The organism is Brevibacillus sp. FSL L8-0520 (assembly GCF_037963895.1).
GTDB classification, from domain to species: Bacteria; Bacillota; Bacilli; order Brevibacillales; family Brevibacillaceae; genus Brevibacillus; species Brevibacillus borstelensis.
In genome coordinates, this window is the sequence record NZ_CP150171.1 from 594,463 (window position 1) to 615,605 (window position 21,143).

The following is a 21,143-nucleotide window of genomic DNA, read 5'->3' on the forward strand; positions in this document are numbered from 1 at the left end:
TGCTATGCCAGAAAAAAGCCCGAGCAAATGAAAGAAAACAAAGCAAACAGCCACCGACTCTGGTGGCTGTTTTGTCTGAAAAAAACGGAGGGCAAAGTAAAGGCAAAGGCAAGGCTATACGGCTCATTTGCGGCCTTTTCATCGCAGCTTGAAACCACGGCTGCTTTCGCGCACCCGGCCGATACGGGAGGTGTGGTGGTCGGGATTGGCGAGGACGTGCAGGCTGAGAAAAAGCGCTTTTGCGGGAAGGTAAGAGATTGTCACCCGCTTGCCAAGCCACTGCTGCAAGCCCTGCATGATTTCCTCTCCTCTTCCATTAACCATTTGGTTCATTCATTTTTAAAAATGGCAAAAGCGAAGACAGACATTATTCACGGGAAGGGGGGCTGTCAACGGAAGCCTTGCGAAGCTGCGGCGGGAGATGAGCAGCATGCGAACGAGCCCAGGGCATGAACAACACTTGAGCGAGCCCAGGCCCTGAGCAACACGGGAACAAGTCCGGGACATAAGCAACACGTGAGCGAGTCCTCGACCTCGAACAACACTTGAGCCAGTCAGTCTTGATAGGGTGATAGGTGGAATAGATAAAAAAACGTTGAAAACTAAACCGTCCAGACGGTACACTAATGATGTGGACAAAACAGGGGGGCATGACATATGCGTTCATCTAAACGCGTTGACATAATCGAGGCCGCGACTCGCGTCATTCTTTCCGAAGGAGCAGCCCAGCTCACTTTGGATGCCGTTGCCAAGGAGGCCCAGGTAAGCAAGGGAGGACTTTTGTATCACTTCTCAACCAAAGAAGCCTTGATCGAAGCCATCGTCATCTATGCCAAGGAACAAGTCGAAAAGCAATTCCAAGCCATTTACGATGAAGACGATGACCCTCGCGGAAGATGGACTCGGACGTACTTGAAGCTGACGGGCGACGACAAGTCAAAAAATAATGAGCTGTATTCGGCATTGTTCAGTGGAGTGATGGAGAACCGAGAGCTGCTCCGTCCTTTGGAGGACTGTTTTTTGCAGTTCTACGCCAAGACCGGAGAAGACCAGATCGACCCTGTGTTAGCCAATATCATCTACCTCGTCGCGGATGGACTGTGGTATAACGACATGTTCCAGTTCAATCCTGTAAATGACGAGATGAAAGCGAAAGTCATCGCGAGATTAATCCAGCTCACCAAGGGAGAATCGGATTGAGCGGAGCTGGCCTGGAATTGCACGTACACAAATGAGAGGGGAAAAGAATCATGGCCTATGTATTTCTGGGGGCAGCGATTGTCCTGGAGGTATTCGCTTCTACCATGTTAAAGCTGTCCAACGGTTTTTCGCGCTTTTTGCCGAGTGTCGGCGTGGTGATCGGTTACGGAGCGGCCTTCTATGCATTGTCCCTGGCGCTGAAAGCACTTCCGCTGGGGCTTTCGTATGCGACCTGGAGCGGCGTCGGGACGATTCTGACCGTGCTTGTGGGCGTGTACCTGTTTAGAGAAAAAGTAAACAAGCAAGCGATCGCAGGCATTGCCATCCTGATCATTGGCATTGTCCTGCTGAATCTTGCGAAATAAGTGGGAGGTTATCGGTTGTGACAGGTGTGATCTATTTAAGCTTGGCGATAGCGCTGGAGACGTTCGGCTCTACGATGCTGAAAATATCGGAAGGCTTTACGGTTCTCTGGCCCTCCATCGGTGTGGCCATCGGTTTTTTGGCCTCGTTTACGTGTCTGAGCTTTGCCCTCAAGACGATTCCGCTCTCCACGGCCTATGCAACCTGGTCAGGAGTAGGAACGGCTTTGACTGCTTTGATCGGGGTGTTCGCTTTTCAGGAAAGCCTGAGCCTGATCAAGGTTGTTGCGCTCGTCCTTGTTATCGTGGGAATTGTCATTTTGAACAAAGCGAAGGAAAAATCGGATGGAGAGGCAGAAGAAGCCGCCTAGATGTCACTTCCGGTTTGGCGGGGAAAAGGAAAACCCCGCGTGAGGAAGAGAGGCGTATTCCTTGCTTCATTTGGCGATTAGTCCGGTATACTACGGTGCGAAGACGCATGAAAGAGAGGGTGTCCCAGTCGGGCACCCTCTTTCCTATTCCATAGTCTTTTGTATCGTTTCCACACAATCCCGCAGGTCGGCCAGCTCCTCCGAAGACAGCGGCTTTTCCAAATACCGGTACTGCTCATAGTACCGCGTGATGCGTCCAGCCAATTCGAGCGCGTCCGGATGAGGCCACTCTCGGCGCAGGCGTCGCAAATACTCCTGGCTTGTCTCGAAGGGCTCGATTCGCAAGCCGGCATCTGCCATGTGCAGCAAAAAGCGGTAGTAGCTGTAGCGAACCGGGTCTTCCTCGGGGCCTGCCGTCTTTTTCCGCAGCTCGTCCAAATTCCAGATCGGCCGTCCTTCATTGGCTCCTTCATCGGTCAGTTCCTGCAAGGCGGTTTCAGCCTGGACGGGGATGTCAGCAGCGCTCAGACTTGCAGTCCGCCGTCTCCGCTTCCAAATCGCCCAGCCCACCGAGGCCGCCACAACGACAACAATACCCCCGATGAGATACGGCTCCCAAAGCGAAAATAATGGCTCTCCGGCAAACTCCATCTCGTCCAGCGGGAGTTCATCCGTTGCTTCCGTAGACTCGTTCATCAGGTCATTCACTCTTTGGTTGTTCCCCAGAGCGCCTGCCAGCTGTTCTATCAAATTTCCGGCCGCTCGCAAAGCAGGCCCGAACAACCAGTAGAGCGCGTCGCCGAGCGGCTTTTTGGCAACCCCCCAAAGGAAGCTCAAGACAAGCAGCAAAAGACCTGTCACCGCCGTATAGCCAAGGGCCAGCAGCAGGCGCGATCCGAGCAATTGCCCGCCCAGAGATGCAGCATACGCTGACGGCGGAAAAGCTCCCTTCGTGTCCTGCCGCGTCAAATACTCACCTATACTGGAGAGCAAATAGCCGCCGAGTATCAGCACCAAAACGGGGGACAGCTGCTTTGCGTCGTAGACCGCGTCTTTCATCATCGACCCGAACAAGGCGAGAATCGCCAAATGGAAGAGCGAGATGCAGAGCGCGATCACGAACAGCCGCTGCAGTGTGGCCCGGGTATATGTGAGCGTCGAGAGGGCATGGACCCGCCAGAAAAATAGCGCTGCAGCAAGAGCGGCAAGCAGCAGGGAGCCAAACAAATAGTACACGAGAACACCAGCCGCAATCACCAGCGGATAGAGCAAAAAGTGAAGCATGATATGACGTCCGCCGCCCTCGTACAGCCAGAGGCCCAGAGCGAGAAGAGCAGTGGCGCCGCAGGCAAAGCCGGCTACGCTACCCGGCAGGGAGGGAAGCCAGCCGATCAGCATCAACAGCACAGCGGCCAGGACGGATTCCTGCCAGAAGAGAAAAGACTGGCGGATCAGAAAGGATCGGCTCATCGGCAGCTCACCCTCCTTTGATTGGCAGCAGCAAGTCCGTAACGGCGAATGACAGGCTGGTCCTGCGACACGTCCAGCACCGTGATGTGATAGCCGCGCCGAGTCAGCCGCTCGATCATTTCCAATGCCGGTTCATCCAGCCGGGGGGTCACGATGACGATTCGCGCTTCTGCGGCGCTTTGCTGCTCAAGCCGGTGCAGGGCAGCGGCGAGGGATGTCGGCGCGTACTGGTGGAGCTTGGCCAGATGGGTCATGATCTGGATGTGATGCGCCTTGCCGCTTCCGGCAGTCTGGTGGTAATGCTCCCGGCCGCGCTGCCGGACCGTCAGCAACAGCTCGTAGGACAGCGATTGTCGGCGGCAAAGGACGGACAGCGCTGCCAGGCCGGAGATAGTCCGTTCGTTGACGGCATCGTTGTGTTTCTGCAGAACCGGCTCGTAGGAGGGCAGGATGTGACCGATCACGATCCACTTCGGATTTGCCGTCGGCTCGAACAGCCTTGTTTGCAAGAGTCCGGTTTTGGCGCTCGCCTTCCAGTGAATATGCTTCAGGCGATCGCCGGGGGAATACGCTCTGACACCCCGCAAAAAGGTAACGTCCTCTATCGGGTGGCTTCGCGTGACACGGCTGCCCTCCGGCTCGCTTGTTCCCGTATCCAATGGGGGAATGGGCAGCGGCAGCGGATACACGAGCACCGAAAAGGAGAAGGGGAGCACAAGAGCCTCCGCTTCTTCGCCAAACAGCGGAATGGTTTCAAACTGGGCTTCGCCAAGCCAGAGCACGCCTCGTTTGTGCGGAGTGATCACGAATGTCCGCTCCGCGGTTTTTCGCATCGGCAGATGAAAGCGAAAGCGTATCCAGGTTCGCGCATTTCGCTCCACCACCTCGTCTGCCTGCTCTGGGACAACATGGTCGGGCAGGGAAAATTGGACCAGCGTCCCCGGAAGCGGCAGCCAGGAACGGTTGTGAAGCCGCAGCCGGACGGTGATCGGCGTGCCGGGCATGACCCGGCTTTGATCAGCAGACCATTCCACCTGCACCCACCGGGTCAGGTTTCTAGCCCACCAGCTAGCGAGCCCGGACATAAAAAAGAAGAACCCGCCGAACAGCCAAAGAAACCAATTGCCTGAAAACAGGGCAAAGATCAGAAGTATAAAGCCCAAACCGTGGTACGTCTGCCGCGTGCTCATGCTTTAGACGCCCTCTTCGACCGGCGCGTGGACTTCCCGGAGGATTTCCTGGATGATTTCCTGTTCGGTGACGTGCAGCTCCGCTTCCATCGACAGACGGATGCGATGGACCGCCAGGGGAGGAAATACTTGTTTGACGTCATCTGGAAGGACATAGCTGCGGCCGTCGAGCAGGGCAGCGGCCTGGGCGGAGCGCAGGAGCGCGAGCATGGCGCGCGGACTGAGTCCCACTTCCACTGAGCGGTGATTCCGGGTCGCTTCCGTCAGGTCGATGACGTATTCTTCGACAGCGGGACTGACGTGGATGGCCGTCGTCTCCCGCTGCAAGGCCGCGATCTCGTCGGGGCTGACGACAGCATGCACCTGTTCCAGCGGAGACTGGCCGCGAAAACGCCGCAGAATTTCACGCGCATCCTCTCTGCTTCCGTATCCGAGCGCCAGACGGAACAAAAAGCGGTCCAGCTGCGCCTCCGGAAGCGGATATGTACCCTCGGATTCAATCGGGTTTTGGGTCGCGATCACCAGCAGCGAGGACGGCAGCGGCAGGGTCACGCCCTCGATAGTCACTTGACGCTCTTCCATGCATTCCAACAGACCGGATTGTGTACGGGGCGTCGCCCGGTTGATTTCGTCCGCCAAAAGCACATCGGCAAAAACGGGTCCGCGGCGCAGCTCAAATTCATTGGTGCGGGGGTTGAACACATGCAGACCGACGACGTCCGAAGGCAAAAGGTCTGCGGTAAACTGCACGCGGTTGTAGGTGCCGCCAATCGCTTGGGCCAACGTTTTGGCCAGAACAGTCTTGCCCATCCCGGGCAGGTCCTCCAGCAGGACATGGCCGCGTGCGAGCATAGCCGTCAAAAGGAGCCGAACCTGATCCTCCTTGCCTACGATCACTCTGTTTATTGTATCCAGCAAAGATTCCAGCTTTGGATGTGTCATTCTCAGAAAAACCCCTTTTTTATCCGATGTTTTTGCAAAAAAACAACTCGTCATCCATTATACAATCAAGTATCCTGATATCGCCAAATTTTCATAAAATTTTATAGATTGATCAAGGGGTGTTGACTGTTCTCTCGCATTGTCCGGCTTCGAGCAGGCGGGCCCGGAGAGGCAGCAGCACAGTGGCGATCACGATCAAAAGTCCCATACCTGCATAGACGAAGCGAATCCCCGCCTGTTCCCCCAGCAGTCCGCCCAGCCAGACGCCGAGCGGCATCGTGACGCGAATAATCAGCAGGCGGACAGAGAGCACACGTCCCAGCAGTTGCCGGGGAACCCTTGTCTGGTACAGGCTGGTGTTGTGCACATGGAAAAAGGGAGCTGTGATGCCGGCGATGATTTCGATGCATACGGCGAGCCAGATCGAGTGGACCAGTGCCAGCGCGACAAAGCTTGTGCCGCCCAGGAGCAGGGAGAGCATCATGATGACAGAACGCGGCCACCGTTTGGACAAGGTTGGAACCAGCATCGAACCAAAGGCGTAGCCCAGCGGGAAGCCAGCCAATAACAGACCGGCGTGGGAAGCTGTTCCATGCAGCTCGTCCACCACATAAGGCAAGGTCAGCACCATCTGGACCCCCACGGCGAACTGGACAAATGACAGCAGCACTCCGAGACGCAAAAGCAGCGGCTCTTTGCCAAAAAAACGAAGACCCTCGGCAAACATCGAGATCCAGGCCTCCCGCTTCGCCCGTTCACTGACAGACCTGCTCTGGCAAAAAGCCAAAAGAGTGCCGCTTGCGGCAAAGGCGGCCGCAGTCAGAGCGAGTGCTGCCGTACCGCCGAAAATGCCGATCAAAAGCCCGCCGAGCGACGGGCCGCCGACCATCGCCAGACGCAAGGTGCCGTCAAGCGTGGCATTGGCCCGGGTCAACGCCTCCGGCTTTACGACAGAGGGCAGGAGCGACAGGCTGGCAGGGACGTACAACGGTTGAACCAGGCCGTTTACCAAAGACGTGAGGTAGACAGGCCAGACTCCGCCCAAGCCCGTCAGCGCAGCCGCAAAGCTGCACGCAAACGCTGCGCTTCTCGCCAATTGGGAAACTATCATGACTCGCTTCGGGTCCCAGCGGTCCAGATACGGTCCGATAAACAACTGTACGGCGAGCGAGGGGAGAAAGTACAAAAGCCACATGCTGCCCACTGCTGCGGGAGAACCGGTCGCCTCCAGCAGAAGCCAGCTGTTTGCCAGCGTTCCCAGGCTCGCCCCCATTTCGGAGACGGCTTGTCCCGAGACAATCAGCCAAAATGAAGGGTTCGCCCCCAGCTTCCAAGACCTCATCGGCTGCAGTCCTTGTCCAGATATTCCGACAGGAAAAGCGAGAGCTGGTCGACATGAGTCCGCCGAAGCTGGTATTTGGAGGCGTCCATTTCGATCAAGCGGGCCGAGCGGAGCATGGAGAGATGGTGGTGGAGCGTCGACTTCGCCATGTCCATCCGTACCGCCAGCTCCTGCAGGCTGTGAGCGCGCTCTGCCAGATGCTTGACGATGCGCAGGCGATGTTCATCGCCCAATGCCTTGCAGGCCTGAACGAGCAGATGCGGCGGCTGGTACGGATCGACCTGCTCTGCCATGTTTTCGTCTGCGACCGGGTAATAAAACACCTTGGTGTCGGGAGCGTCAGCCTGGATCGTCCACGGGCGGTACAGCGTATGGGGAACCAGCAGTACGCGAGCGACGGAAGGCTCGGGCTCGTATTTTCCCCCTGTCGCCCATTCGACGAGCGCTTCCGGAGAGAGCTTTTGCTGCATGGCGCGCTTCTGATCGCAGTCGCGCTGCAAGAGACTGTCCAGCTCCGTTTCTTGCGGGCGTACGTGGATGCTGTACCAGCCACGGAAAAGCGTTATCAAATGGCGTCGCAATTCATTTGCATCCACCTCGGAGACATGGGAGATGTACGCGGGGAAAAACTTGTGGCCCGCACAAGCCTGCAGGAGTTCTGCCACTGCTAGGCGGTTTCCTGTTGACGCAAGATAGCGCGCATCCTCGCGTTCTCTCCCGAGGTAGGGCAATGCTTCCAGACGAAGCTGCTGTCCGGGCAATCCTTCCAGATAGGAAAGGAATGCATCGAGATCGGGAAAAGGGCGAGCATGCAGCAGCTGCAAAAGCGTTTTCCAAGTATGATGCCGCTGCGCGTCGTACAGTTCTGTTTGAACGTCAGGCGGGAGAGCGGCGATCATCGCCAGCCAATGCTCCCTCGGCTTTTCCAGAGTAGGATGGATTTCATCATAAGTAGCAGCCGCGATCCCCAAGGCTGCTTCGAACAGAGGAGAAGAATGCAGTGTCACCTGATAGCTGCTGCGGCCATAGCTCATATCCAAAAGCTTCATCGAATGGACATCCTTTCCGAATCGTAGTTGTTTATATTCTATATTTACCGAATGAATTGTTCAATAAAAACCGAATACCGAAATTTGGCCGGATCTTTTTCGTCGAATCTGTAAGGTTCCGTCGAAAAGACTGGAAATATCAGCAGATGTTCGACATTTTACACTTGTTGTAAATGACTGGAAACTGGGATACGATTAGGTCGTCTGCATCATATCAGTCGATATTTACTCTGACGAAGCTTTTGAGGGTAATCGGAATGAACCAATTGTTAAAAGAAATTCGTCTGATGCTGTATCTTTTGCAGTGGGTCTTGTTTCTCTCCTTTTTTTCCTTCTACATGCAGTCGTCAGCCAATCACGACACGTTTTATTTTCTCCTTTTGGGGCTGGTTGTCGTCTATGCAGGGGTGCTCTGGTACGCGCTCCCCCGGAAGTCGTGGTTCTTTCTGGGATTGGTCGATCTGGGAGTGGCGCTGCTGTTTATCGTCCTGACAGGAAAGTCGAACAGTCCGTTCATGCTGTATGCCTATACAACGCTGCTTTGGCTGACGGCTGTTTTGCGATTGGAACAGTTTCTCCTGGTCGCCGCCCTTTTTCTCCTCGCTTACTTCGTTCTTCAAGCATGGATACCTCACGATTTGCTGCTGCCGCAACCCTATCTCGATCACCTTCGCTTGCTGCTTGACATATTGCTTTGGATCAGCCTGTCTTATTGGGTCTTTACGATGATCAAACAACTGAAAGGGGCCTATTCCAAATGTTTGCAAATATATCTGTTTATGAGACGGATGTCGGAGAAGGAGCAGAATATCTATCTTACTAATGAGGCGGAAAAGACGGTCAAACGGATGTTTCGCGCGGAAAACGCCTATTTATGTCTGTTTGAGGAGCGGGAAGGAGATGGGAACTGGCGGAGAGACTACTTTGTTCAGCGCTTGCTCGATCTGGGAGCGGAAGGGCTGGAGCATTTGACCCTTTTGCCTTTGCATGACTTTACAGGCAGAGAAGACACGTATGCTTGCATGCCGCTTAGGCAGGACGGCCGTTCCGTGGGATGCCTGTTGTTTTCGGTTTCGCCCAAACGGCAAGTGAGCCGCTATGAATGCCTTCTGCTGCGGATGATGGCTGTCGTCATTTGCCAGCACGTGAAGCAAAATCGCGTCCGCTATGAAATGGCGCGTTCCCTCCATCGGGAAATGCGGCGAAAGCTGGCCCAGGATATGCATGACGGGCTGGCGCAACAACTGTTTTTCCTGTCTGCCCAATTGTTTCAAATCAAGCAGACGCTGCCTCCGGAGGCGAGGGAGAGCTCTCTGGAAAGGCTGCAGCAGATGGAGGAGCGAATCCAGTGGTGTCATAGCGAGGTCCGCGAGTACATTACACACCTGCGGGATGCCCGGCCGACGCAAAGGATAACCGAGGCTGTCCAGCAATTGCTGAAAAGAATTACGGTGGGGACCGGGCTTGACGTGGATTTTGTGACGCGCGGCAGGCTGGGAGAGGAACCACTGCCGATCCTCGATGCGATTTACCGACTGGTGGAGGAGGCTTCGGCCAATGTAGTGAAACACGCCGCCGCGTCCCGTCTGGAGGTGACCGTCGAGGCGTCCTCCCTGCAAATCACAGTGCGCATCAAGGACGACGGGATCGGTTTTTTGCCGGAAGAAAAGGCCGACCTGAAGAACAGCTACGGGCTTCTGGGGATGAGAGAGCGGATTGCTGAAGTGGGTGGGACCTTGCACATTCAATCCAGACCGAATGAAGGAACCGAAATTGTGGCGATTGTACCGAAAAAAGGAGTGGAAATGTATGGATAAGGTAAGATTGCTGCTGGCGGACGACCACCGGATCGTCCGGGAGGGCCTGAAAATGATCCTGGAGAGTTCGCCCCGATATACAGTGGTTGAGGAAGCCAATAACGGAGACGAACTCGTGGCAAAGGCGATGAGCAGCAAGCCGGACTTGATCATATCCGATCTGAAAATGCCGGGCATCTCCGTAATCGACAGCTGCAAATCGATGAAGGAGAAGCTGCCTGAGCTGAAAGTGATGATTTTGACTGCCTATGATGAAAGCGAGGACGTTTTTCGGGCATTGGACTCCCATGTAGACGGGTACGTCATGAAGGACACGGGACCAGAGCAAATCCTTCACACCATGGACATGGTCATGATGGGCTATTCCTGCTTTCAATCCAAGCTCCAGCGGAGACGCAAGGAAGAAGCCGATGTCGTATTTACAGAGCGGGAGCAAGAGATTTTTGAATTGATTGTCGAAAATCTCAGCAATCAGGAAATCGCTCACCGGCTATACATATCAGAGGCGACCGTCAAAACCCACGTCAGCAGCATTCTCAGAAAGACGGGCCAGCCCAATCGATCGCAAGCAGTGCTGTACGGTTTGAAAAAAGGCATGGTCAGGGTGCCGCGGTAGATAAGCAAATAAAGCCGATTGTAAAAACGGTAAAGAGGGTCTTACATGGAACTGCGAAAGAGGAAAGGAAATCATACCGAATTTCTGGCGGACAGGATGTTTTATTGGCTGGCTGTGCTGGTCACGGTCGATGCGCTGATTGCAGTGCTTCTGGCAGTAACCAATGCCATCTCTTCTCCATGGGTACATGTTATGGGCTTGGTCATCGGTGGAGCGGTATCCTGGACCGTCTACCTGCTGCACAAGCGCTATGTGCTGCCGGACGCCAGATCACCGCACGTGTCCGCTTTTCTCGTCATCGCCTTGCTGTTGTTTCTTTGTCTGTCCAACCGGCAGTATGATGCGGGATTGTGGAACATTTTTCTGATTTATCCGCTGTATCTCACATTCTTTCACAACCGGATGTTGCTGCTTATATGGGGAACCGTGAGCTGTTTGATCTACGCTTTTTCACTCGGTGTAAAACTGGAGCAAGCTGCCGCGATGGATGTGTTTGCCCACCTTTCGCTCGCGGCTGGAAGCGGCATCTGCGCTTGGCTCGGGTACTACTCCCTGAACAGATGGGTCGGCGGTGCCAGGCGGGCGGCAGACGAGAGGAAACGCGAATACGCGATGACCCTGCTAAACGAGCTTGTGCCCACGGTCGAGCGAAAAACGCGGATCAGCTCCCGGGAGATCGAGCAGATGGGCAGGCTGATCAAGCGGATGCTCCGCGAGTTTCCGGAGGAGAAGGTGAGCGATTGGGAGGTGAATTTGCTGTCCCTCCTGCATTACGTCAGCCGGATCAAGTGGCCTGATTATGTATTTGAAAAGGAAGGCAAGCTGACCACTTACGAATATCAGGTCATTCAGGAGCACTGCTTCATCGGGACGGAGCTGTTCAAGGACGATCCGGCCTGTCAGCGCGTGGTTGCTGCGCTGCATTCGCATCATGAGCGCTACGATGGCACCGGTTACCCCACTCAATTGAAGGCGAATGAAATTCCAGTGCTCGCACAGGCTTTAGGGATTGTGGAATGCTATCTGGCCATGACCACCTTCCGGTCCTATCGCGAGCCGCTAACGGTGGAGGAAGCCTGCGAGCAAATCCGCCTGATGGCAGGAACGGTATACGATGAGCGTGTGGTTTGCGCTTTTTCGCGCTCGATACAGATGCCCCTTCCCGTCACCGTTTCCAATGTCCCGCCGATGGTTGGCTAAATCTCCGCCTGAAGGATAGGAGAAAACAGCCTGAAGCCTGATGCAGATGGTATAAATAAATGGTAATCATAACGTATGAACTGTCGGTCAGGAGGGAAGGCAAGTGTGGCAGAAGAAATGCGGGAAATGCCAAAAGCGATCGTATAGCAGCGCAGAACGGTACGAATGGATCTGCCCCTATTGCGGCAAAGACCTTTCCCGTATCCGTGCCACTCCGGCCACCCTCTCGTATGTTCCCATTCGTCCTGTGCAGCCGCCCCGAAAAATAGAAGAAATTGAACTGACAGCTTGCCGAACACTCCCCGAGAGGTGAGATCTGCAAGCTTTTTTGTTTCCCTCATCCTTCAGTCTGAGATCGTCTCATCCCGGCGAATAAAAATCTTCCTCCCAATGTGTATGCGCAGTCCTTCCGGCGATGGAAGATGGGCCCCTGACTTCCGCGTAAAATGAAAAAAAGAGGTGATCGGCGTGGCAGCTCGCTGGGGAAAGAGAAGCGGTATTTTTATCCTGATCGTCTTTGTCATCCTCAATCTTTTTTTGTTCGCAACCAGCCGCTTAAACGATGACCGCATGCCGGGGATCGGCAGCTGGCGGGTGCTTTCTGTGCTTACGGGAAGCATGTCCCCCGCGATAAATGCCGGCGATATGGTCATCGTTCGCAGGTACGGGGAAGAGCAGCCGCGCGTGGGCGATATCATTACGTACTGGCAAGAGCAAAATGGCCTTTCCCTTACGACTCACCGCATCGTGCATCGAATGGAAAACGGTTATCTGCAAACGAAAGGAGACGCCAATCAAGGTGAGGATGGAGGGTGGACCGATCCGGACCGCGTTGTCGGCAAAGTGGTCGTCACCATTCCGTACGCGGCTGCAGTCCAGGAGGGACTTCGGAAGCCGCCTGTCTTGCTCGCCGCATTGGCTGCCTTTATCGTGGCTTTGGCGTATTCGCATCGGAAGGGCCAGAGTCGGTCGAAGCGTACGCAAACTGAGACAATTGAGGGGGAACTTTCATGAAGTGGGAACAGGTCAAAAATTGGCCGTGGAAGCGAATCGCGATGGGGACGGCTGTTCTGACTTCCATCGTAGCCAGTACCAGCTTTGGCACGTACGCCTACTTTACGAGCCAAGTGGAAGATTCCAGTACATTTGCGGCAGGAAAGCTGGAAATTTCCCTCGGAGAGACGAAAGCCAGGTTTCAAGCCGCCGACGATCAGCCGTTTTTGCCCGGAGTCCGGTTTGAAAAGACGCTGACGGTCCACAATCAGAGTGACGTCCCGGTGAAATACGCGCTTTTGGCTGAGAAGGAAGGCGGAGACGACATCGTGTACGATCGGCTGGTCGTGGAAGTGCGAAGGGAAAATGAAGGCGGCGAGCTGCTTTACCACGGGCGGGTCAGCCAGCTTACTTTGGCCAATGTGATCATTCCGGAGCTGCCCAAGGATGAAAGTGACGATCTGCATTTTTCCGTATACCTTCCGGAAAGCACGGGAAATGAAGTGCAGCAGAAGTCGGCCGATGTGACCTTTGGTTTCCTGGCTACCCAGCAGGATAATGGCCATTACTTTGCTCAGGGCGGTCCTGTCATGACGTTCACACCGCAGGATTTGAACGGCACCAAGCTGGTGGAAACGCTGCGGATGGTCAGCAAGGAAGCGGAAAAGGACAGCGTGACGGGATTGACCTTTGTCCTCGAAGAAGGAAGCTACGATCTTTCCGACATGAAGCTGCCGGAAAAGGTGACGTGGAAAGCGGCTCCCGGCAAGGAAGGCAAGGTCGTCGTCCGGGCAGATGAGCTGCAGGTGAGCAACGCCGCTTTTGAAGGCATTCGCTTTGAAGGCAGCGGGACAGGCTTGTACGTCGGCTCCAACGTCAGCTTCAGCGGCTGCACGTTTGACGGCCAGTTCGACGCGGCAATCCGGACGATGCCCGATCTGAGCGGAGAGAAGACGCTGGAGGGGCTGACGGTAAAAGACAGCACATTTGCCGGAGCCGAGGCAGCGATCTTGCTGGATCAGACGATCAAAGGGGCATTCATCGCAAACAATTCGTTTTCGGGCGTTCAACACGCTGTGGTCGTAGCAAACGACCGGGAGACCGAAGTGCAGATCGTCGGCAATGACTTTGCCAACGTAAATAAATACGCAGTGGACAGCGGCGGCGTTCAAGTGGGCGATGGCATTGAAGGATTCAAGGAGACAAGCGAGGAGAACGGGGATGCGAAGAAACTTGCCCTCCATCTGTTCAAGGCAGACCTCTACCTGGAAGACAACAAATATGATTGAGCGGCGAAGCGGACAAAGACCCAAAAAGGAACGCCTGCGGCTTGCCGAACAATGGGCAGGCGGTATTTTTCTGCTGGGGCTGACCGCCTCGCTTTGGGTACAGCCAGCCGGCACCTACAGCTGGATGTGGAAGGGGGTCAAAGATACAGGCAACCAATTTGCCATCGGGCTTTTGGACATTACAAGCAGCGTGTTTGGCGAAAAGTGGCGGGTGATTGAAGGGGGCAACCAGGCAGTCGACTTGTCCCGGATGATCCCGGGAGACGCCCGCCAGCTGGAGGCGACCCTTTCCAGCGGAGAGAGCGATCTGGAATTTATCTACAAGATTGTGGCTGAGGTGAAGGAAGCGGGCAAGCCGGAAGACGTGCAGAAGCTGGAAGAAGTTCTGTGCATCCGGATTGAAAGCGGCGGCAGCGTCATTTATGACGGGCTGGTCCGGGGGCTGCATCAGGAGCAGCCCGGGCTGAAGCATGTGAACGGAACGGAAGAGCATTTCTCTCCCCATCAGCGAAGCAAGACGTTTGCGATCACCGTCTATTTGCCAAAGGAAGGCGTAGATCACAGCTTTCAAGCGCTGAAGGGGAACCTGGAAATACGCTTCCTGGCCAAACAGGCCACGCTGGATGCCATTTTTGCGGAATAGGGGGGACGAATGGTGAAAAAGCTGGTGTCGGGCCTCATGGCTTTCGCATTGATCTTCGCGCTCCTCCCCCTCGAAGGTACAGTTGCCTTTTTGACCAGTGAGAAAAAGCAGACAGTCCCTGTCAGTCTGGGAACCAATGAAGACGTCTTTACAACGGAAACGGAAGCGATTCGCCTCGTGACAGAGGTGGAGAAGCACGTAACGATTACCAGAGTAAAGACGGAAGCAGGAAAAAGCACGGAGGAACGCGATGTAGACATTTGCATCGACGAGGGCACCTTTACGCTCGTATTCAAGCCGCAGCGTCCGCATCTCGATCTGGACGTGGAAAATCTGAAAGTGACGGGTGAGCCGGAGGGGCGCCTCGAGATCAGCCGGGAAGGCGGCGGGAACGGCATCGAGTTTCGCATCGGCCATATACGGGATCAAGTCAAGCGCGAACATGAAACACTGGAAGGGGAACTGCACATAACAGCCTTGGGCGGTTTTTACCGGCACGTGATTCCGTTGACGGTCGTTACGGAATACAAGGAAAGCTCGAGTGTCGTGGAGGTGAGCCCGCCACCTCCGCCCGCCAAACCTGGACCGGGGACTGGTACGCCGGGCTCTCCGCCGCCGGGGACGGAAACCCCTGTACCGCCTCCGCCGGGTGCAGGGGGAGAAGCACCGAAGCCGCCGGGAGCAGGAGGAGAAATTCCGCAACCGCCGGGAGCAGGGGGAGAAGCACCGAAGCCGCCGGGAGCAGGGGGAGATATTCCGCAACCGCCGGGGGCGGGTGGAGAAGCACCGAAGCCGCCGGGAGCAGGAGGAGAAATTCCGCAGCCGCCGGGAGCAGGAGGAGAAATTCCGCAACCGCCGGGAGCAGGAGGAGAAGCACCTCAGCCGCCGGGAGCAGGAGGAGAAGCACCGAAGCCGCCGGGAGCAGGAGGAGAAATTCCGCAGCCACCGGACACAGGAGAAGAACCTCAGTCTCCGAGCACAGGGGAAAAGACGCCGCAGCCTCCAGGCGGAGAAGGCGAGGATCAGCCGCCTCCGAGCCCGGGAGAAGACAATACTCCGCCGTCGAACCAAGACGGCGAGAGTCTGCCAGCCTCGACAGGCTGAGTGCTTTAGCAGCGTGCATTCAAACAAAGTGTAAACGGATCAAACAGAAACGGATCAAACAAGACCGGCGGGTCACCACTCGCTGGTTTTTTCATGCCAAAAGTCGTTTCCGTCGTTCCACTGCACCATGAAAAGCTGAGATAAGGTCATCCCTCGGTATGAAAATGCAGCCATACTTTCCGGTGCTTCGGATCATCCCGGACAGTCAGGAAGTTCACCCTGACGCAGGAAGATGGGAAAACGGAAAATCCGTAAGATGAGAACTGTGAACGGCATACAGCCGAACGCCAAGGAAAGCGGGGAGATCATCCAGTGGTCCTGTTGAAAAAGTGCATATCCATTCTGACGAGTCTGTTTTTAATCGCGGTCATCGCCATCACGGGTCTTCTCTTCGTCAGCAAGATAAACGGAGGGAAAACGGTTCTGTTCGGCAACCAGATCATGGTCGTGCTCAGCGGATCGATGGCTCCCGCCTTCAACACGGGAAGCATCGTCGCGGTAAAGCCGGTCGACTTCAAGGAGGTCAAAGAAAAGGACATCATTACCTTCAAGGACCCGGAAGGCCTCACGATTACGCACCGCGTCATCGAGAAACGCGATGGCCAGTTGATTACCAAGGGCGACGCCAACGACGGAAAGGACACAGCCCCGGTCACGCCAGACCGGTTTATCGGCAAAGTGCAGTACTCCGTTCCGCTCATCGGTTACTTTATCGAGTTTGCCAGATCGGGACTCGGCATGCTGCTGATGCTGGGCTTGCCCGGACTCTACCTGATCGTCAGCCAGGTCTGGAAGCTCTTGCGAATGATCAAGGAAGAGGAAGCGAAAACGGCGGCAAAGCCGCAGCCGTAAATCACCCTCGCGGTGATACCTTGGGGGCTGATAGCAGTTCTTTCTGGTATCAGGCTTCAAGTCATCATAAATATCATGAATGCGTGGGAGGAAGAAAAACATGAGCTTGAAAAAGCAATTTGCGGTAACCTTGGCATCCGTAGGACTTGGCGCGGCACTGATCGGCGGAGGCACCTTCGCATGGTTCAATGCCACAAGCGAAATCAAGGACAATACGTTTGCCGCCGGTAAAATGGAAATCGGCGCAACACCAGCCGAGTCCGTCTTCCAAGTGGAAAACATGAAGCCCGGTGATTGGTTTGAAAGAACATTTGACATCACCAACACAGGGACTATCGACATCAATAAACTGCTGATGAGCGTAGATTACACGGTAGCCGACAAAAACGGCGACAACGGCTCTGATGATCTCGACAATCACCTGAAGGTTTACTGGCTGTCCAGCGCAGATCCGAGCATCCCGATCTCCGAGCGGGTCATCGTCCATCCGCTGAACGGCAAATCGCTGAAGGAATTGAAAGACAGCGGTCAAGTGGATATCAGCAGTTGGGCTACCAAGCTCCTCACGCTGCCGCCTGACACGACAGACCGCATTTACATGGGTATTGAATTCGCAGATGACGGCAATGATCAAAACCGCTTCCAGGAAGACAGCGTAAACCTGACGCTGAAGCTGGAAGGCAAGCAAACAGCCGGCGAGCCGAAATAATTGGTTGGCTGCCGCAAAAAGAAATCCTCACTCAAAGACGAGTGGGGATTTTTTGGCAAGTACTACTGGCCGGGACGGACGACATTTGAAGCGGTGTGGAAACGAATCCAGCCAACCCATGCAGAGACGGCGATAAACAGCCCGGCAAAGCCAAATTCCAGCCAGCTGTCCCCCAGCTTGAACAGGAAGGCACCGATTACGGGGCCCGCCGCCATCCCTATGTAGCGGACAAAATTGTAGCAGCCGATGGCTGTAGCCCGTTCATTGAGGAAAGCCTCGGACAAAAGCGTCGTATGCAAAGGCATGCCGATCCCCAGCGTCAAAACGTACGCCATGCTGCCGAAAATCAGGGCGGTCAGCGATATGTTGGCCAGCAGCATGAAGAGAACGGTGGCAGCGGCATTCGCGATGGCGGTCATCAACAAAGCGCGCTCAAGCCTGAAGCGCTTCAACAGAAGACGGCTCATTTTGCTGCTTGCAATGAATACGAGCGAAATGCACAGAAACAATACGCCGATCTCATTCGGATCCAGTCCAAAGGAGTGAGTGGCCTGCACAGGCAGGAACACGAGGAAACTGTAATAGGTGAACATTTGCGCAAAAGCGATAAAAATGATCGCTCCTCCCACTGGATGGGTCAAAATAGAGGCAAACGGTCGCCCCTCTTTTTTCGTCGCCAACAAGCCGGACGGCCTGGTTTCCGGGAGCAGCCAGGCGTTGGCGCCAAAAAGAATCAGCGAGCTGACAGCGAGAAACAGAAAAATGACCGGATGTCCGCCAAGTCCCCCCAGCCAGCCGCCCAGCAGCGGCCCAAGCGCCGGGCCCAATCCCAGCATCATTTGATAGGTGCCCATCGCTTCTGCTCTTTTTGCCCCCTCAAACAGGTCCCCGATGACCGTCGCAGCTGCGATCGGAATCGCGGCAAAGCCGATACCCTGGAGCGCCCGGAAGAACAGTAAATAGGCAAGAGAAGGGGCATAAGCGCAGCCGATGGAGGCGGCCACAAACAGGAGCAGGGCAGGAAGCAGGACTCTCCGGCGGCCGAGGCGGTCAACCAGAGGGCCGTACACGAGCTGCATCACGGCAAGCATCAGCGTAAAAACGGAAACGGTCAGATTGATCGCAAAAGCGGAAGCATGGAAGGTTTGCTGCATATCGGTCAAAATCGGCAAGAATAGATTTTGGGCAAAGGTACCGATTAAAATCGTAATCCCCAGCAGGTATAAAATAGTAGACGAGCCAACCGTTTGTTTTTGTATCATGGTTGTTTTCCTCCTTTTTTGTTTCCGTGGAAACAATATGTTCAAAAGTAATGCGACGAAGATCGAATGTCATTCATCGCGTTGTTTTTGATCAGCCAGTTCCAGTGCATCCTGCAGCAAGCGGTGCAAAAAGGCGAGCTCCTCTGCGGTGTACCGCCCCAGAAACGCCTTCCACTCGCTGCTGATGTTTTGATGCTGCTGCTCATGGATGGAGAAAACCGCTTCTCCCTGTCGTGAAAGCCGAAAATAGACTTCCTTTTGATTGCCGTGAAGCTGGTAGCGCGTGATGAGTCCTTTTGTGAGCAGCTTTGCCGTGATTTTGGAAACAGCGCTTTTCGTCACCCCGATTTTTTGAGAGATCGCCGTCACGTTTGCATCGCCGCCGAGACCGATGCATTGAATCACGTGCAGCTCGGTGAGGCTCAAATTTTTGCATGGCGCACAGTCGGGAGCAAGTCGGTTGATTTCATCGAGCAATCGGTCGTGTCTCTGTTTTCTTCGCTCCTCCTGCTTATGAGACAGAACGAGAATTTGCTGGAAGATGCTTTCCTTCACATCCAATGTCGAGCAGCCTCCTCCTCAGTATTGTTTCCAAGGAAACAATACCAATGTACCACAAGCTTCGGTAGCATTGCAAGCAAGCCGACGAAATTGTCGTTCTGACAGAGTCTGTTAACATACGTCGTCTGTTAAAAGTACATCGCTTGTTGTAAGAAAGATTACCCACAGCGTATAGTAGAAAGAATAGATTGGCCAAAACCAGCAGTTGGGGGTGTCTGCTATGTTTCGTGAAGTAGAGGTTGAAGAATGCAATCGCATTGCCGAGCATGTTGAGAGGCTTTCGGAGATTTTGGTAAAGGTTGTCGAGGATGGTGCGTCTGTCGGTTTTCTCCCGCCGATGGAGCAGGCAGAGGCAAGGCGGTACTGGGAGAACGTAATGCAGCCCGGGGTCATTCTGCTTGTGGCCAAAATCAACAATGAGATTGTCGGAAGCGTCCAGTTGCATGCATCCACGAAGCAAAACGGCAGACACAGGGCGGAAATCGCCAAACTGATGGCCCATCCGGATTATCGCCGCAAGGGAATCGGCCGCAGATTGATGCAAGCAGCGGAGGCGAGGGCGAAGCAGGCGGGGCGGACGCTCCTTGTTCTCGACACGAGAGAAGGAGATCCTTCCAACCTGCTCTATGCCTCACTCGGATATAAGGAAGCGGGCCGCATCCCTGACTACGCCAGATCGGCGGATGGGGAATTGCATGCAACTGTTTTTTACTATAAATCTATTTGAGCTCACCTTGGCCCCTCTGCCAAGGAAAAGGAAAAAGGGAAGACCATCGTCCGCGTCATTCGCGACAGAGGGTCGTCCCTTTTGCTATGGCGGGTTCAGGAAAAAGGCTGTTCCCGGCTCGTTAAATGTTCAGCTACACCTTGCTGACCGCTACCGCCGCATGGAGTGCCTGCTCCAGATCAGCGATGATGTCGTCGATGGCTTCCGTACCGACGGAAATGCGGATCATGCCAGGGGTCACACCGGCAGCAAGCTGCTCGGATTCGTTCATTTGCTGATGAGTGGTGCTAGCCGGGTGGATGATGAGCGACTTGGAATCGCCGACGTTTGCCAAATGGGAGAACAGCTTCACCGACTCGATCAGCTTTTTGCCCTCGGCAACACCGCCGCGAATGCCAAAGGTGAGGATTGCTCCCGCTCCTTTCGGCAGGTACTTTTTCGCGAGTTCGTGGTAAGGACTGTCCTCCAGGCCAGGGTAGTTGACCCACTCGACCGCGGGATGCTGCTGAAGATAGCGGGCTACCGCCAATGCGTTTTGGCTGTGGCGTTCAATCCGCAGGTGAAGCGTCTCCAGCCCTTGCAGGAACAAAAAGGAATTGAAAGGAGCCGCGGCCGCGCCGATATCGCGCTGGAGCTGCACGCGCGCTTTGATAATGTAGGCAAGCGGTCCGACAGCCTCCGTGTAGACGACGCCGTGGTAGCTCGGGTCCGGTGTGGTCAACCCGGGGAACTTTCCGTTGTTCCAGTCAAACTTGCCGGAATCGACGACGATTCCTCCGATCGCGGTGCCGTGTCCGCCAATAAACTTGGTCGTGGAGTGAACGACAATATCGGCACCGTAGTCAAACGGTCGGCAAAGCAGCGGCGTGGCAAACGTATTGTCTACGATCAGCGGAACTCCGTTTTCGTGGGCGATGGCCGCAATCGCTTCGATATCGGCGACGTCAATTCGCGGATTTCCGATTGTTTCGGTGAAAAGAGCTTTCGTATTTTCGTTGATCTTGGCCCGGAAATTCTCCGGATCGGACGGATCGACGAAATGAACCTTGATCCCCAGTCTGCCCAGTGTATGGGCAAACAGATTGTAGGTGCCGCCGTACAGGTTGCTGGAGGAGACGATCTCGTCACCCGCCTGGGCGATGTTCAGGATGGCGAATGTAATCGCAGCCTGGCCGGACGAAGTGGCAAGTGCCCCGACCCCGCCCTCCAAAAGGGCAACGCGCTGTTCAAATACATCCTGCGTCGGATTCATGATCCGCGTGTAAATGTTGCCTGGCTCCTTGAGGCCAAACAGGTTGGCCGCATGCTCCGTATCGCGGAACACATAGGACGTCGTCTGGTAGATCGGCACTGCTCGCGATCCTGTCACAGGATCGACGGATTGGCCGCCGTGCAGGGCAAGGGTTTCCGGTTTCCACTGTTGCTGGTCTGACATGGGCATCTC

22 protein-coding genes are annotated in these 21,143 nt (G+C 55.1%); 14 read left to right on the top strand and 8 right to left on the bottom strand.

All coding sequences use genetic code 11. From position 1 onward, the window contains the following. Nucleotides 1–27: 27 nt before the first annotated feature. The 4 genes from NSQ24_RS03280 (at nt 28) to NSQ24_RS03295 (ending at nt 1,933) form a co-directional block, all read left to right on the top strand. Nucleotides 28–453, top strand: coding sequence for a hypothetical protein (locus NSQ24_RS03280; RefSeq protein ID WP_141334161.1), 426 nt, complete (start codon nt 28–30; stop codon nt 451–453). A gap of 204 nt (nt 454–657) precedes the next feature. Further along, nucleotides 658–1,200, top strand: a complete 543-nt coding sequence (locus NSQ24_RS03285; RefSeq protein ID WP_003389862.1) for a TetR/AcrR family transcriptional regulator — start codon at nt 658–660, stop codon at nt 1,198–1,200. A 50-nt stretch (nt 1,201–1,250) separates the two neighbouring features. After that, entirely contained in the window at nt 1,251–1,565 is a 315-nt protein-coding gene (locus NSQ24_RS03290) for an SMR family transporter (protein WP_003389861.1), read from the top strand. A 17-nt stretch (nt 1,566–1,582) separates the two neighbouring features. Then, nucleotides 1,583–1,933, top strand: coding sequence for a multidrug efflux SMR transporter (locus NSQ24_RS03295; RefSeq protein WP_003389860.1), 351 nt, complete (start codon nt 1,583–1,585; stop codon nt 1,931–1,933). A gap of 144 nt (nt 1,934–2,077) precedes the next feature. Here NSQ24_RS03295 and NSQ24_RS03300 read toward each other — a convergent pair whose 3' ends face one another. The 5 genes from NSQ24_RS03300 to NSQ24_RS03320 form a co-directional block, all read right to left on the bottom strand. Continuing rightward, complete coding sequence (locus tag NSQ24_RS03300) at nt 2,078–3,403, bottom strand: DUF4129 domain-containing protein (protein ID WP_039070403.1); 1,326 nt, start codon at nt 3,401–3,403, stop codon at nt 2,078–2,080. Then, nucleotides 3,400–4,593, bottom strand: coding sequence for a DUF58 domain-containing protein (locus NSQ24_RS03305; protein WP_339167237.1), 1,194 nt, complete (start codon nt 4,591–4,593; stop codon nt 3,400–3,402). The genes NSQ24_RS03300 and NSQ24_RS03305 overlap by 4 nt, the downstream gene beginning before the upstream one ends. Before the next feature lie 3 nt (nt 4,594–4,596). Beyond that, nucleotides 4,597–5,535: a MoxR family ATPase gene (locus NSQ24_RS03310; protein WP_003389857.1), complete on the bottom strand. Its 939-nt coding sequence runs from the start codon at nt 5,533–5,535 to the stop codon at nt 4,597–4,599. A gap of 112 nt (nt 5,536–5,647) precedes the next feature. Continuing rightward, nucleotides 5,648–6,877, bottom strand: coding sequence for an MFS transporter (locus NSQ24_RS03315; RefSeq protein WP_003389856.1), 1,230 nt, complete (start codon nt 6,875–6,877; stop codon nt 5,648–5,650). After that, a complete protein-coding gene (locus NSQ24_RS03320) occupies nt 6,874–7,926 on the bottom strand; it encodes a helix-turn-helix domain-containing protein (protein WP_243014788.1) in 1,053 nt (350 codons plus the stop codon). Before NSQ24_RS03320 ends, NSQ24_RS03315 begins: the two co-directional genes overlap by 4 nt. Nucleotides 7,927–8,183: 257 nt before the next feature. On the opposite strand from NSQ24_RS03320, the gene NSQ24_RS03325 reads away from it, so the two are divergent. The 9 genes from NSQ24_RS03325 (at nt 8,184) to NSQ24_RS03365 (ending at nt 17,149) form a co-directional block, all read left to right on the top strand. After that, a complete protein-coding gene (locus tag NSQ24_RS03325; protein ID WP_039070406.1) occupies nt 8,184–9,743 on the top strand; it encodes a sensor histidine kinase in 1,560 nt (519 codons plus the stop codon). After that, nucleotides 9,736–10,359 (top strand): response regulator transcription factor, encoded by a 624-nt coding sequence (locus tag NSQ24_RS03330; RefSeq protein WP_024983347.1) that lies wholly within the window; start codon nt 9,736–9,738, stop codon nt 10,357–10,359. Before NSQ24_RS03325 ends, NSQ24_RS03330 begins: the two co-directional genes overlap by 8 nt. 45 nt (nt 10,360–10,404) lie before the next feature. Next, nucleotides 10,405–11,559 (top strand): HD domain-containing phosphohydrolase, encoded by a 1,155-nt coding sequence (locus tag NSQ24_RS03335; protein WP_051925502.1) that lies wholly within the window; start codon nt 10,405–10,407, stop codon nt 11,557–11,559. Between the two features lie 468 nt (nt 11,560–12,027). Beyond that, a complete protein-coding gene (locus NSQ24_RS03340; protein ID WP_003389850.1) occupies nt 12,028–12,573 on the top strand; it encodes a signal peptidase I in 546 nt (181 codons plus the stop codon). Beyond that, nucleotides 12,570–13,841 carry a TasA family protein gene (locus tag NSQ24_RS03345; RefSeq protein ID WP_243014785.1) on the top strand — a complete coding sequence of 424 codons (1,272 nt, stop codon included), beginning with the start codon at nt 12,570–12,572 and terminating at the stop codon, nt 13,839–13,841. The genes NSQ24_RS03340 and NSQ24_RS03345 overlap by 4 nt, the downstream gene beginning before the upstream one ends. After that, nucleotides 13,834–14,484: a hypothetical protein gene (locus NSQ24_RS03350; RefSeq protein WP_243014784.1), complete on the top strand. Its 651-nt coding sequence runs from the start codon at nt 13,834–13,836 to the stop codon at nt 14,482–14,484. The genes NSQ24_RS03345 and NSQ24_RS03350 overlap by 8 nt, the downstream gene beginning before the upstream one ends. A gap of 12 nt (nt 14,485–14,496) precedes the next feature. Next, nucleotides 14,497–15,588: a hypothetical protein gene (locus NSQ24_RS03355; RefSeq protein WP_339167240.1), complete on the top strand. Its 1,092-nt coding sequence runs from the start codon at nt 14,497–14,499 to the stop codon at nt 15,586–15,588. Nucleotides 15,589–15,900: 312 nt separating this feature from the next. Then, a complete protein-coding gene (locus NSQ24_RS03360) occupies nt 15,901–16,440 on the top strand; it encodes a signal peptidase I (protein ID WP_003389846.1) in 540 nt (179 codons plus the stop codon). A 100-nt stretch (nt 16,441–16,540) separates the two neighbouring features. After that, nucleotides 16,541–17,149: a TasA family protein gene (locus NSQ24_RS03365; RefSeq protein WP_003389845.1), complete on the top strand. Its 609-nt coding sequence runs from the start codon at nt 16,541–16,543 to the stop codon at nt 17,147–17,149. Nucleotides 17,150–17,211: 62 nt separating this feature from the next. Here the strand turns inward: NSQ24_RS03365 and NSQ24_RS03370 are convergent, their stop codons facing one another. Together NSQ24_RS03370 and NSQ24_RS03375 are read right to left on the bottom strand one after the other, a co-directional pair. Beyond that, nucleotides 17,212–18,411, bottom strand: coding sequence for an MFS transporter (locus NSQ24_RS03370; RefSeq protein WP_024983352.1), 1,200 nt, complete (start codon nt 18,409–18,411; stop codon nt 17,212–17,214). Between the two features lie 69 nt (nt 18,412–18,480). Further along, nucleotides 18,481–18,966: a MarR family transcriptional regulator gene (locus tag NSQ24_RS03375; RefSeq protein ID WP_227277770.1), complete on the bottom strand. Its 486-nt coding sequence runs from the start codon at nt 18,964–18,966 to the stop codon at nt 18,481–18,483. Nucleotides 18,967–19,192: 226 nt separating this feature from the next. On the opposite strand from NSQ24_RS03375, the gene NSQ24_RS03380 reads away from it, so the two are divergent. Next, a complete protein-coding gene (locus NSQ24_RS03380) occupies nt 19,193–19,699 on the top strand; it encodes a GNAT family N-acetyltransferase (RefSeq protein ID WP_339167242.1) in 507 nt (168 codons plus the stop codon). A 133-nt stretch (nt 19,700–19,832) separates the two neighbouring features. Here the strand turns inward: NSQ24_RS03380 and NSQ24_RS03385 are convergent, their stop codons facing one another. Continuing rightward, entirely contained in the window at nt 19,833–21,134 is a 1,302-nt protein-coding gene (locus NSQ24_RS03385; protein ID WP_339167244.1) for a homocysteine synthase, read from the bottom strand. Nucleotides 21,135–21,143: the final 9 nt, after the last annotated feature.

Excerpts from the sequence above, each read along its gene's own strand:
- NSQ24_RS03365 (WP_003389845.1), top strand. The coding sequence starts at position 16,541 with ATGAGCTTGAAAAAGCAATTTGCGGTAACCTTGGCATCCGTAGGACTT.
- NSQ24_RS03335 (WP_051925502.1), top strand. The coding sequence starts at position 10,405 with ATGGAACTGCGAAAGAGGAAAGGAAATCATACCGAATTTCTGGCGGAC.
- NSQ24_RS03350 (WP_243014784.1), top strand. The coding sequence starts at position 13,834 with ATGATTGAGCGGCGAAGCGGACAAAGACCCAAAAAGGAACGCCTGCGG.
- NSQ24_RS03320 (WP_243014788.1), bottom strand. The coding sequence starts at position 7,926 with ATGAAGCTTTTGGATATGAGCTATGGCCGCAGCAGCTATCAGGTGACA.
- NSQ24_RS03290 (WP_003389861.1), top strand. The coding sequence starts at position 1,251 with ATGGCCTATGTATTTCTGGGGGCAGCGATTGTCCTGGAGGTATTCGCT.
- NSQ24_RS03385 (WP_339167244.1), bottom strand. The coding sequence starts at position 21,134 with ATGTCAGACCAGCAACAGTGGAAACCGGAAACCCTTGCCCTGCACGGC.
- NSQ24_RS03310 (WP_003389857.1), bottom strand. The coding sequence starts at position 5,535 with ATGACACATCCAAAGCTGGAATCTTTGCTGGATACAATAAACAGAGTG.
- NSQ24_RS03315 (WP_003389856.1), bottom strand. The coding sequence starts at position 6,877 with ATGAGGTCTTGGAAGCTGGGGGCGAACCCTTCATTTTGGCTGATTGTC.
- NSQ24_RS03280 (WP_141334161.1), top strand. The coding sequence starts at position 28 with ATGAAAGAAAACAAAGCAAACAGCCACCGACTCTGGTGGCTGTTTTGT.
- NSQ24_RS03370 (WP_024983352.1), bottom strand. The coding sequence starts at position 18,411 with ATGATACAAAAACAAACGGTTGGCTCGTCTACTATTTTATACCTGCTG.
- NSQ24_RS03285 (WP_003389862.1), top strand. The coding sequence starts at position 658 with ATGCGTTCATCTAAACGCGTTGACATAATCGAGGCCGCGACTCGCGTC.
- NSQ24_RS03345 (WP_243014785.1), top strand. The coding sequence starts at position 12,570 with ATGAAGTGGGAACAGGTCAAAAATTGGCCGTGGAAGCGAATCGCGATG.
- NSQ24_RS03330 (WP_024983347.1), top strand. The coding sequence starts at position 9,736 with ATGGATAAGGTAAGATTGCTGCTGGCGGACGACCACCGGATCGTCCGG.
- NSQ24_RS03325 (WP_039070406.1), top strand. The coding sequence starts at position 8,184 with ATGAACCAATTGTTAAAAGAAATTCGTCTGATGCTGTATCTTTTGCAG.
- NSQ24_RS03305 (WP_339167237.1), bottom strand. The coding sequence starts at position 4,593 with ATGAGCACGCGGCAGACGTACCACGGTTTGGGCTTTATACTTCTGATC.
- NSQ24_RS03380 (WP_339167242.1), top strand. The coding sequence starts at position 19,193 with ATGTTTCGTGAAGTAGAGGTTGAAGAATGCAATCGCATTGCCGAGCAT.
- NSQ24_RS03300 (WP_039070403.1), bottom strand. The coding sequence starts at position 3,403 with ATGAGCCGATCCTTTCTGATCCGCCAGTCTTTTCTCTTCTGGCAGGAA.